The 10,932-nt window shown below is 65.3% G+C and carries 10 protein-coding genes; 2 read left to right on the forward strand and 8 right to left on the reverse strand.

The features are described from left to right. Positions 1-9 precede the first annotated feature (9 nt). The 8 genes from METRZ18153_RS0111305 to METRZ18153_RS0111340 form a co-directional block, all read right to left on the reverse strand. A complete protein-coding gene (locus METRZ18153_RS0111305; protein ID WP_019918103.1) occupies positions 10-2,334 on the reverse strand; it encodes a hydantoinase B/oxoprolinase family protein in 2,325 nt (774 codons plus the stop codon). Positions 2,335-2,417: 83 nt separating this feature from the next. Next, the gene (locus METRZ18153_RS0111310) at positions 2,418-4,565 is read right to left on the reverse strand and encodes a hydantoinase/oxoprolinase family protein (RefSeq protein WP_019918100.1); all 2,148 of its coding nucleotides are present in this window, start codon (positions 4,563-4,565) and stop codon (positions 2,418-2,420) included. Between the two features lie 1,046 nt (positions 4,566-5,611). Beyond that, complete coding sequence (locus tag METRZ18153_RS0111315) at positions 5,612-6,238, reverse strand: glutathione S-transferase family protein (protein WP_020164847.1); 627 nt, start codon at positions 6,236-6,238, stop codon at positions 5,612-5,614. 109 nt (positions 6,239-6,347) lie between these two features. Beyond that, on the reverse strand, positions 6,348-6,977 hold the full coding sequence (locus tag METRZ18153_RS0111320; protein ID WP_020164848.1) for a glutathione S-transferase family protein: 630 nt from the start codon (positions 6,975-6,977) through the stop codon (positions 6,348-6,350). A 23-nt stretch (positions 6,978-7,000) separates the two neighbouring features. Beyond that, the gene (locus METRZ18153_RS0111325) at positions 7,001-7,597 is read right to left on the reverse strand and encodes a peroxiredoxin (protein ID WP_019918097.1); all 597 of its coding nucleotides are present in this window, start codon (positions 7,595-7,597) and stop codon (positions 7,001-7,003) included. Next, positions 7,594-8,034 carry a MerR family transcriptional regulator gene (locus METRZ18153_RS0111330; protein WP_020164849.1) on the reverse strand — a complete coding sequence of 147 codons (441 nt, stop codon included), beginning with the start codon at positions 8,032-8,034 and terminating at the stop codon, positions 7,594-7,596. Before METRZ18153_RS0111330 ends, METRZ18153_RS0111325 begins: the two co-directional genes overlap by 4 nt. Continuing rightward, a complete protein-coding gene (locus METRZ18153_RS0111335; protein ID WP_029143705.1) occupies positions 8,028-8,675 on the reverse strand; it encodes a 3-oxoacid CoA-transferase subunit B in 648 nt (215 codons plus the stop codon). The genes METRZ18153_RS0111330 and METRZ18153_RS0111335 overlap by 7 nt, the downstream gene beginning before the upstream one ends. Position 8,676: 1 nt before the next feature. Next, complete coding sequence (locus METRZ18153_RS0111340; RefSeq protein ID WP_019918094.1) at positions 8,677-9,375, reverse strand: CoA transferase subunit A; 699 nt, start codon at positions 9,373-9,375, stop codon at positions 8,677-8,679. A gap of 333 nt (positions 9,376-9,708) precedes the next feature. On the opposite strand from METRZ18153_RS0111340, the gene METRZ18153_RS21125 reads away from it, so the two are divergent. Together METRZ18153_RS21125 and METRZ18153_RS0111350 are read left to right on the forward strand one after the other, a co-directional pair. Beyond that, positions 9,709-10,248 carry a CHRD domain-containing protein gene (locus METRZ18153_RS21125; RefSeq protein ID WP_020164851.1) on the forward strand — a complete coding sequence of 180 codons (540 nt, stop codon included), beginning with the start codon at positions 9,709-9,711 and terminating at the stop codon, positions 10,246-10,248. A 261-nt stretch (positions 10,249-10,509) separates the two neighbouring features. Beyond that, a complete protein-coding gene (locus METRZ18153_RS0111350; protein WP_020164852.1) occupies positions 10,510-10,845 on the forward strand; it encodes a cupin domain-containing protein in 336 nt (111 codons plus the stop codon). Positions 10,846-10,932: the final 87 nt, after the last annotated feature.

A 10,932-nucleotide genomic window follows, 5' to 3' on the forward strand; every position in this document is an offset into this window, starting at 1 on the left:
TGTTGGAGGTCACTCTTCGACCTGGACGACGGTGGTGACGTCAGGCATCAGCGACAGGTCCATGCGGTGCTTGGAACCGTAGGACGGAACGCCCAGTTCGGTCTCCAGCAGTTGCCAGTCGGCCGGCAGGCTCCAGAAGTCCTTGAAGTGCTTGGTGAACTTCTCGGACAGCGCGAAGCTGGTGGCGAACATGTGCTGGACGGCCTGCGACGCGTGCTTGTTGATGATGCGTTCGCGCTCTTCCTTCATCCATTCGCGCACCGGCACCGCACGGGCCAGACGTTCCTTGCGCATCTCGGCGCGACGGGCCTGGGTCTTTGCCACGTCGATGACATACGCACCCTTGGCGTTCTGGGTGAAGACGGCGCCATACACCTTCTGGGCGTACTCGGGCAGCAGGAACTTCTCGTTCAGATCCTTCTCGATCGCCTTCGGCTCGCGGTCGATCGGGTCGCCGAAGCCGGGACCGCCACGCAGGTAGTTCAGGTACAGATCGTGGTTGTCGTAGCAGTCCTCGGTGGTCATGCACTGCTTGTCGCGCTTGATCCGTGCCGTGGCGTCGATGTTGTGCTCGTAGGTCGGCGAGGTCGGATCGATGTCACCACCCAGCGGCAGGCTTTCGCCGTTGGCGATGCGACGCTCCAGGCCGGTCTTGTGCGCTTCGAAGCGGTAGCCGGTGGCAGCCGGGTAACCACCCATCATGCCCCAGTCGCTGTTCATGAAGCCGTTGCCCATGAAGAACATCGTCCAGTCCTGGGCGTTCCACACCATGCGCAGCGTCTCGAAGCCGCAGCCGCCACGGTACTTGCCGTAGCCGCCGGAGTTGGCCTTCACGTTGCGGCCCATGTAGAGCAGCGGTTCGGCCATTTCCCAGATTTCGATGTCGCCCATGTCGCCTTCCGGATTCCAGATGGCGGCGGCGTGGTTCAGGCCGTCCTTGACCGCGCATGCACCGGTGCCGCAGCTCGATGCTTCGAAGCTGTTGACCGCGTGGATCTCGCCGTCCTGGTTGATACCGCCACCCTGCAGCCAGTTCGAGGTGTTGGCGTTACCGGCGTTCACCTCTTCCAGGTAGCCGCGGCTGAAGTAGGACTGCGACAGGCCGCGCCACAGCGCCGCCCAGCCGGACACCAGGAAGTGCCATGCGTAGGCGTGGCCGGTGCGGCGGTCGTCCGGGTTGCACCAGGTGCCCTTGGGCAGGTGGAACTCGGTGGCGAAGTAGGCGCCGTCGTTGATGCGCTGCGTCGGCACCAGCGTCTGGCACATCATCACCCAGATGCCCGAGGTGAATGCCACCTGGTGGGCGTTGAAGGTATGCCAGCCCCAGCGGCTCGCACCTTCGAAGTCGAGGCGCCACTTGCCGTCCGGCTTGATCGTCATTTCGCACGGCGAGTGCATGATCGAATCGAGCTTGGCAAAGGCGGAGGACACCTGCACGTCCTCGTGCTTGTACGGCACATCGACGAAGGACACCTTGCGGTACTTGCCCGGCAGCGTCATCGCCTTGATGCGGCTCATCAGGCCGCGACGGCCTTCCTCGATGACCTCGTAGGCGAACTTCTCGTAGGCCTCGATGCCGTCGGCACGGATCACTTCCTCGACCAGTTCGCGGATCATGTGGCAGCCGGCGATACGGGTCTTCTCGTCGAGAATCCAGTACTTCGGCGTACGCACCGAGCGCTGCGACTCGTGCAGCCAGTCGCGCAGCGGCGTGTCATTCACGCCGGTCTTGCGGCAGGTGATCATGTAGCCGTCGCCGAAGCGCTGCACCTGACCGGTCGACATCGAACCCGGGGTCACGGCGCCGGTGTCGATCACGTGCGTCACGCCACCCACCCAGCCGATCAGACGGCCTTCCCAGAAGATCGGGACGATGGTGGCGATGTCGCACGGGTGCACGTTGCCGATCGAGCAGTCGTTGTTCGTGAACATGTCACCGGGATTGATGCCGGGGTTGGCTTCCCAGTTGTTCTCGATCATGTACTTGATCGCCGCGCCCATCGTGCCGACGTGGATGATGATGCCGGTCGAGGTGAGCACGCAGTCGCCGACCGCGTTGTACAGCGTGAAGCACAGTTCGCCTTCCTGCTCGACGATCGGGCTGGCGGCAATCTTCTTCGCCGTTTCGCGGGCATGCACCAGGCCGCCGCGCAGCTTGGAGAACAGCTTTTCGTAGCCGATCGGGTCGGCGTCGCGCAGCTCAAGCTTCTCCAGGCCGTTGTAGTGGCCGGACGCCTTGGTCCGTTCGATGATGCCGTCGCGGAACTGCTTCAGCGTCTGGCCGTTCTTCAGGAGATCGGCAAAGCCGGTCTCGTTGTTGCTCAACATGTTCATTCAGTCTCTCCTTTGGAGTTTTTTCCGGATCGCTGTGCTGCCGGCCCCGGATGGGTGCCGACAGCCCTTCAGGAAACCGGCGCTTACTTGACTTCCTTCAGGTGGAACAGGCGGTGCTTGTCGACGAAGGTTTCGAAACCGTCCGGCACGACGAAGGTGGTGGCATCGGATTCGATGATGGCCGGGCCGACGATGTGGTTGCCCGACTTCAGCGCTTCCATCTTCCAGATCACCGCATCGACCCACTTCTTGTGGCGATAGAACGGACGGGTACCGATGCGCGCTTCCGGCGGCGGCGTGGGGCCGCAGTCCGGGTCTTCCGGCAGCACCGGCTTCTGCGTCACCACGGTGCCGCGCATGATTGCGCCGGTGGCCGAGAAGCCCAGTTCGGGCGAACGTGCGGAGCTCGCATAGACGCGGCCGTAGGTGTTCTCGAACGCTTCGACGATCTTGTCCCAGTCGGACGCGGTCGCTGCGGTCGACACCGGCGAGATGATCTCCAGGTCGTTCAGCTGACCCATGTACTGCATCTTGTAGCCGGGGATCAGCATCACGTCTTCCGGCTTGAAGCCGTTGATCACGAACTCCTCGATCACCTTGCCCGCCAGCTCCGTCCAGGCCGCCTGCAGGGTCTGGCATGCGGCCGCCTTGTCGGCGTCGCTGGCCAGCTGGGCGACACCGAGGTCGACCGACTTGTCGTAGCGATACTCGAAGTCGGCGCAGGCGCAGCCAAAGGCCGAGAAGCCGGCAGCCCAGGCCGGTACGACGACGTCCTTGAAGCCGACGCCCTCGGTGTAGCCGTAGGTGTGCACCGGGCCGGCACCGCCGTAGGAGAAGCAGGTGAACTCCGCCGGGTTGTAGCCCTTGGCGCTGATGTTGGCGCGCAGGTACTCGGACAGCGTCAGGTCGAGCAGCTCGATCACGCCGGCCGCTGCGTCCTCCACCGACAGGCCCAGCGGGTCGGCGATCTGCGCCTTGATGTGGTCACGCGCACGCTGCACGTCGAGCTTGATCGCGCCGCCGAGGAAGTTGTTCGGGTTCAGGTAACCCAGAACGACGTGGCAGTCCGACACCGACACGGTGTCCAGACCGGACTCCGGCCAGCAGGTGCCGACACGGTAGCCGGCGCTGTCCGGGCCCAGCTTCAGCGACTTCGAGTACGGATCCAGGCGCACGAAGGAGCCGGCACCGGCGCCGACCGAGTCCATCGCCACCAGCGGCAGCGACAGCACCAGACGAGCCATGTCCGGATCGGACTTGATGGCGAACGAACCCTTGGTGATCAGCGCCACGTCGAACGAGGTGCCGCCGATGTCGGAGCAGGCGATGTTCTCGTCACCGAGCGCCTCGCCCAGCAGCTTGGAACCGATCACGCCGCCGATCGGGCCGGACACGATGGTGCGGGCCAGTTCCTTGGCCTTCCAGCTGATGGTGCCGCCGTGCGTGGCCATCACGCGCAGGTCGAACTTGCCACCGTGCTTCTTGAAGCGGTCGCTCACCTTCTTCAGCGTCTCGCGCGACGGTTCCGCGCCGTAGGCTTCGAGAATGGTGGTGTTCATGCGGTGGCTTTCCTTGCGCTGCGGGTAGTAATCCACCGACGCAAAGACCGGGATATTGACGTTCAGCTTCTTCAGCTCTTCCTTGACGATGTCGCGGGCGCGCTGTTCGCTGGTGCCGTTCTTGTGCGACTGCAGGAAGCAGATGACGATGGCCTGGGAACCGGCATCGACCAGTTCCTTCACCGCGGTGCGCACTTCCGCTTCGCGCAGCGGGATGACGACCTTGCCCTGCACGTCGGTACGCTCGGTCACGCCACGGGTACGCGACACCGGAACCAGCGGCTCGTCATAACGGTGCGTGTTCAGGTGGATGCGGTCTTCCAGCGCGTAACCCAGGTAGCTCTGCAGCGCGCGGCCCATCGAATGCACCTGCTCGAAACCGCGGTTGCAGATGAGGCCGACGTCCAGGCCCTTGCGCATCAGAACGCGGTTCAGCATCGCGGTACCGGAGTACACGCAGGTCACCAGCTCCGGGTACACGTCATCGACCTCGCGGCCCCAGTGCGCCAGTGCATCGACCGACGAGTTGTAGATCGCCAGGGATTCGTCCCCGGGATTGCTCTGTGCCTTGCCGACCACGAAGCGGCCGTCCGCACGGACAAAGAAGGTGTCGGTCATGGTGCCGCCTGCATCAATCCCCAGCACCTGAACCGACGAGTTATCGATCGTCATCTCCACGTCTCCATTTGAATAGTCCAACTGCTCTTCGCCTCCGACCCCCGTGGGCCGGTGTTTCCTGATCGATCTGGCCGCGATCGAACGAAGCTCAAAGTGCAAGGACGGTGCCAGTGCGGATTCCGGCACGCCGCAATCTCGCAAGCAATTGATTTATCGACGGTTAATTTTCCCGGTCTAACGGGGGACAACAGGCCGACGGGCATCGGACGGATGGAATTCGGACGGCATCGTATGAGGCGACCGTAGTGCGATCGGACAGTCCGGAAACCCGCGTCGGACGGTCGTTTCGGACGGTTTTGACATGCTGCGTCGCAGCAACTTGCAGACGGCGCCAACACGGCAGCTCGCGCGGCGTGGCTGAGCAAGGATGGGGGGGTGGCTTGCTCTCGAGATTGCTGCCTTGATCGTGGCGGGCGGCCAGCCAAAGCCGCGTCGCGGCCAAGGCCGCTGCCACAGGAAATGCGCCCGACACTCGGCCAAAGCCAGGGCTTTTTGTGGGAGGGGTCTTCTGACCCCGACAGCGACCGTGCGCGGTCCGCGGCGCCTGGTTCAGGCCCAGGCGGTAGCCACGGCTGACTCCCGCAGAGCCCCTCACCTGGCTTCTGGAGCGACGCCTGTGAGAGCGAGCTTGCTCGCGAATGCGGCCTGAATCGAAGGCTATGGCCTTCAGCCGCCGCATCGCGGCCAAGGCCGCTCCCACAGGGAATGCGCGCGACCCGCGGTCGAAGCCTGGGCTTTCTTGTGGGAGGGGTCGTCTGACCCCGACAGCGACGATGGGCGGTGCGAGGCGCCTAGTTTGGGCCCGGGCGGTAGCCATGACTGCTTCCCGCAGAGCGCCCGCGCTCGGCTCCTGCAGCGAAGCCTGTGGGAGCGGGTTTGCTCGCGATTGCGGCCTTGACCGAAGCCGGCGGCCGGCCAAAGCCGTGTCGCGGCCAAGGCCGCTCGCACAGGGGGCTGGCCAGATCCGGTTCTGCGGGGAGCGGTCTTCAGACCGCGACTTCGGGACTTGTGCCGGACGCGTTGAATCGTCGTTCGCACGCTCAACGCAGCAGGATGGATTTCACTTTCCACACATGCTCGGCCGGCCGTTCGAGCGACGGCGACGGCAGCGCGCGCAGGCCGCGCGACGTGGCGTCGCGCGCCGCGACGCGCTGAAGCCAGCGCGCCAGCGCGTTGAAGCGATGCATATCCACGTCGGACCAGGCGTGCATGCGCATCCAGGCCCAGTGTGCGATGTCCGCAATGCTGAACGTGCCGGCAAGGTAGTCGGCGCCGTGCAGGTGATGATCGAACAGCGCGAACAGACGAAGCATCTCCGCCCGTGCGGCCTTCGCGTCGCCCGTCTTCGCCGCGTCGGCGGCATCGACCGGCAGCATGAGCCACTGCATCACACGCGAGCGACCGATGGCGTCGCTCGGCATCAGTTGACCGCTGCGTTCGGCGAGATAGACCAGAACCGGGCCGGCATCGCTGACCGAAAAACCCGCTGCGTCGTGATCGACGATGGTGGGCGAACAGGCGCAGGCGCTGACGCGCATGAACTCCGGCGCCAGGCGTTCGCCACTGCAGGCTTCCATCGGGTGCACGGCATAGGGGATGCGCAGCTCTTCGAGCGCAATCGAAACCTTCCAGCCATCAGGTGTCGGTGCAGAGTAAAGGTCGATCATTCGCGCATCCCCCGATGCAGTGCTCAGTGGCCTCGATGCGATCCGGATGCGCGCGCCGCCCTGCCCTGCTGCGTGTCGCCACTCATCCGGTATCGCACGTCGGCAGTCCTCAGGCGCGCGCGCTCGGGCGCGCGCTCACGTCCTTGTGCCAGCGCAGCAGGTTGCTGCAGTCGGCCGGAATGCCGATATCCGACCAGCCGGCGAACTCGATGCTGCAGAAGGTGGTGCAGTCGGCCACCGAGAAGGTCTCGCCGGCAACGTAGCGGTGCTTGCCGAGCTGCTGGTCGAACTTGCGGAAGAAATGACCGAGCCGCTCGCGGCCGCGTTCGACCAGGGCGGGAATCTGCACCACCGGCGATGCGAAGCCCGGCAGGCCGCGGTCGCGGAAGGCGTCGGCGGTATTCCGGAACACTTCGCCGGCAGCCATCATGCCTTCGTCGAAGGCACGCCGTTCCCACATGTCGACGATGGCGCGCTCGTAGGCGTTGCGACCGAGCAGCGGCGGCGCCGGATGCAGTTCTTCGAGGTAACGGCAGATCGCCATCGACTCGCCGATCTGGCGGCCGTCCGGCAGCTCCAGCATGGGCACCATGGCCTGCGGAAACTTCTCGATGTAGTCGGCGCGCAGGCGCAGGTTCTCGCCCGACACTTCGACGATGTTCAGGTCCAGGTCCTTCTCGACGAGAAACATGCGAACCCGCTTCGGGTTCGGGGCTGCGTGCCAGTCGTACAGTTTCATGTGTCCGCTCTCCCAGGGTGCCATCACAGCATGTCCGAATGTTCGGCGAGGTAGCTCGCAACGCCACGGTCGGTCGGCGTCATGCCGGCCTTGCCCTTCTGCCATCCGGCGGGACAGACCTCGCCGTGCAGCTCCGTGTGCTGCAGGGCGTCGATCACGCGCAGCAACTCGTCGATATCGCGGCCCAGCGCGAGGTTGTTCACGATCTGGTGCTGCACCACGCCGGAACGATCGATCAGGAAGGTGCCGCGCAGCGATATGCCCATCGGGCCCTCGACGCCGTAGGCACGCGACACTGCATGCGTCATGTCGGAGATCAGCGGATAGCTGAGCGGACCGACGCCCCCCTCGGCATACGAGGTCTTCTTCCATGCCAGGTGGGTGTAGGCCGAGTCGATGGAACAGCCGACGACATCGACGTTGCGGCGGGCGAACTCGGGCATGCGCCGCTCGAAGGCGATCAGTTCCGACGGACAGACGAAGGTGAAGTCCAGCGGATAGAAGAACAGCACGGTGTAGCGCCCGCGACCGTCCGACAGCGTGTAGGGGCGGAACTCGTTGTCGCCCCATACCGCGTTCTCGGTGAAGTCCGGCGCCGTCTGGCCAACCAGGATGCTCATGTCGATTCCTTTGAAGAGACGATTTCCGGGCGGAAATGCCGGGCACGGAAGGGCTTGCGCTGACGTCCGGCCGGCGGCGGGTCGTAGCCCTCGGGCTGGCGCCAGGCCATCAGGCGCTGGTAGCTGGCGAGCAGCTTCATGAAGTTGGGCAGCGCACGGCGGGCCGGTGACGCTTCGTCGTACAGATCCATCAGCTCGCGCAGTTCACGCAGCGTGAAGCCGAGCTGCACGGCGGCCGCGGCGATGATGAGCCGGTCGTCGTCCTCGCAGCTGTAGCGGTCGGCGCCGGCGGCATCGATAATGCCCAGCTCCTCGAAGGCGGAAATCCGCGCCAGCGGAATGCCGTACCCCTGCACCAGCTGCTGCAGCGTGATCACGTTGGCGCGCGCGCTGCGGCGCGCGGCGGCGGCAGGCGCCGCACCGCCCGGCGTCAGCACAGCACCACCGGCGCAGTGAGTACCGGCGCACCGGTCTTTTCGAGCACCTCGTCGATGCTCACGCCGGGCGCCAGTTCGCGCAGCTCCAGGCCATCCGCCGTCACCGCCAGCACGCACAGGTCGGTGATGATGAGGCTCACCACGCCGACGCCGGTCAGCGGCAGGTCGCACTGCTTCAGTATCTTGTGTTCGCCGCTGCGGCTGCAGTGTTCCATCATGACGATGACGCGGCGCACACCGGCCACCAGGTCCATCGCGCCGCCCATGCCCTTGACCAGCTTGCCGGGGATCATCCAGTTCGCCAGGTCGCCGCGCTCGCTCACCTGCATCGCACCGAGGATGGCGAGGTCGATGTGACCACCGCGGATCATCGCGAACGAGTCGGCGCTGCTGAAGAAGCTGCTGCCGGGCAGCGTGCTCACCGTCTGCTTGCCGGCGTTGATCAGGTCGGCGTCGACCTCGTCCTCGGTCGGAAAGGGGCCGATGCCGAGCAGGCCGTTTTCCGATTGCAGCCACACGTCCATGCCCTCGGGAATGTGGTTGGCCACCAGCGTCGGCATGCCGATGCCGAGGTTCACGTAGTAGCCGTCGCGCAGTTCGCGCGCCGCGCGGCGCGCCATGTCGTCTCGTGTCCAGGCCATATCAGGCAGTCCTCGTCGTACGTTTTTCGATGTGCTTCGAAGGGGTGCGATTGACGATCACGCGCTGCACGAAAATGCCGGGCGTGTGGATCTGATCCGGGTCGAGCTGGCCGGTCGGCACGATTTCCTCGACCTCGGCGATCGTCGTACGGCCGGCAGTGGCGATCATCGGATTGAAGTTGCGCGCGGTCTTGCGGAAGACCAGATTGCCCGCGCCGTCCGCCTTCCACGCCTTGACCAGGGCCACGTCGGCCAGCAGTGCGTGCTCGAGCAGATAGCGGTGGCCGCCGAAGTCGCGCGTTTCCTTGCCGTCGGCCACCGGCGTGCCAACGCCGGTGCGCGTGTAGAAGGCGGGGATGCCGGCGCCGCCGGCGCGCAGCTTCTCGGCCAGCGTGCCCTGCGGCGTCAGTTCGACCTCCAGTTCGCCCGACAGCAGCTGGCGCTCGAATTCCTCGTTCTCGCCGACGTAGGACGCGATCATCCGGCGCACCTGGCGGTTGGCCAGCAGCTTGCCGAGGCCGATGCCATCGACCCCGGCGTTGTTGCTGATCACGGTGAGGTCATGCGTGCCGCTGTCCGCCACCGCGTCGATCAGCTGTTCGGGTATGCCGCACAGCCCGAAGCCGCCGACTGCCAGCGTCTGTCCGTCCTTGAGCAAACCCTTGAGCGCGCTCTTCGCGTCCGGGTAGAGCTTTTTCATCTGCCTCCTCCTTGTTGCATCGGTGTTTCGCGACGTCGCCGCGAGTTGTCCGGAGAAGATTCAGCAAAGCCTGTGCCGGCGCGCATCGTGTGCAACGCAACATGGACGGGAACGCCAGTCCGGAGGGAGATGAAGTGCCTGCTCAAGGGGAAACGCTGCAGCGCACCAGACGGGAAGTCCGAAAATCGGCCGCAGCCCGCCGACCGGGCGGTTCGACTTTCAGGCGATGCCTGCATCCGGAATGGCACCTGCCGTGTAGCACGAGAGGTACCGCCACGGATGCCTGCCGTGTCCGGCCGGAACATTCCCGACAACCGTTATGGAGATTTCGTCATGACCCGTCTGAAAGCCTGCAAAGTCGTCATTGCCGCCCTCGCCTTGGCCACCTCGTCCGCACAGGCCGCTACTTTCCAGTTCGTCGCCAACCTGTCGGGCGCGAACCAGGTGCCGGCAAGTGCCTCCACGGCGTCCGGCAGCGCCTATCTCACGTTCGACGACAGCACGAACAGCATCACCCAGCTCATCTTCGGCGCCGGCGGCCTGGCCGCCTCGGTGACCGGCGCCCATATTCACGAGGGTCCGGCCGGCAGCAACGGACCGGTGGTATTCGATTTCGCTGACGACATCCTGCAGGCGATGCAGGGCGACGGCAGCTGGACAGCCGCCGCATTCACCCAGAGCGGCCCGGGTGCGCTCGATCTGACCGATCTGCTGGCGGGGGGCTATTACGTGAACATCCATAACGCGGTCTTTCCCGGCGGCGAGATCCGCGGCCAGTTGCTGCAGGTGACGGCGGTACCGGAGCCCGGCACCTGGGCCATGCTGGCCGCGGGCCTGGGTCTGGTCGGGCTGATCGCACGCCGGCGCGTCTGAACACACGGCTGGCCATCGTCAGCGAGCGATCGCCACAGTCCGGAATTCGTCCGCCCGACGGCGGGCGGTTCGACTTTCAGTCTGTGGAACGGCTGACCGCGGCGTTCGGAGGTATGTCCGGATGGCGTCGATACGCGGCAAACGGCGTGTCTACGCCATCGTGCGGGGGCGTGTCGCACGGGTGTAGGAGACGGGGCGGATGGCATGGTCCGTGCGCAACGTCGTGCGGGTCAAGTCGACCCGGTCATTCCGGAGCCCCGAATGTATACCACCCAGTTCCACGCCGACGATCTGAGCTGGCAGGCCAGCGGCATCGAAGGCGTGCATTACAAGGTGCTCGACGGCAACCCAGCCGAAGGCGCTTCAGTCGTCGTCTACCGTTTCGACCCCGGATCGGCGGTGCAGAACCACCTGCACACCGAGGCCGACGAAGTGGCTTACGTGCTCGACGGTGAGTTCATCGAGAACGGCCGCCGCTACGGTCCGGGCGCCGTGTTCGCCGCGCCGGCCGGCACCGTGCACGGACCGCACGAGACGAACACCGGCTGCACCGTCATGTTCATGCTGTCGAAAACACTGGATTTCGTCGCGGTCTGAATCGCGCAGGCGCATCTCCTGTGGGAGTGGCCTCGGCCGCGACGCGGCCGCCGCGGTCTGCCCGCTTCGATTCAGACTGCAGTCGGG

It is taken from the genome of Methyloversatilis discipulorum, from assembly GCF_000385375.1.
Classification (GTDB): domain Bacteria; phylum Pseudomonadota; class Gammaproteobacteria; order Burkholderiales; family Rhodocyclaceae; genus Methyloversatilis; species Methyloversatilis discipulorum_A.

Coding starts and splice junctions, on each gene's coding strand:
- METRZ18153_RS0111325 (WP_019918097.1), bottom strand. CDS start 7,597: ATGAGCATCCTGGTTGGCCAGACGGCGCCGGACTTCACCGAGAACGCG.
- METRZ18153_RS0111305 (WP_019918103.1), bottom strand. CDS start 2,334: ATGAACATGTTGAGCAACAACGAGACCGGCTTTGCCGATCTCCTGAAG.
- METRZ18153_RS0111350 (WP_020164852.1), top strand. CDS start 10,510: ATGTATACCACCCAGTTCCACGCCGACGATCTGAGCTGGCAGGCCAGC.
- METRZ18153_RS0111335 (WP_029143705.1), bottom strand. CDS start 8,675: ATGGCCTGGACACGAGACGACATGGCGCGCCGCGCGGCGCGCGAACTG.
- METRZ18153_RS21125 (WP_020164851.1), top strand. CDS start 9,709: ATGACCCGTCTGAAAGCCTGCAAAGTCGTCATTGCCGCCCTCGCCTTG.
- METRZ18153_RS0111315 (WP_020164847.1), bottom strand. CDS start 6,238: ATGATCGACCTTTACTCTGCACCGACACCTGATGGCTGGAAGGTTTCG.
- METRZ18153_RS0111310 (WP_019918100.1), bottom strand. CDS start 4,565: ATGACGATCGATAACTCGTCGGTTCAGGTGCTGGGGATTGATGCAGGC.
- METRZ18153_RS0111320 (WP_020164848.1), bottom strand. CDS start 6,977: ATGAAACTGTACGACTGGCACGCAGCCCCGAACCCGAAGCGGGTTCGC.
- METRZ18153_RS0111340 (WP_019918094.1), bottom strand. CDS start 9,375: ATGAAAAAGCTCTACCCGGACGCGAAGAGCGCGCTCAAGGGTTTGCTC.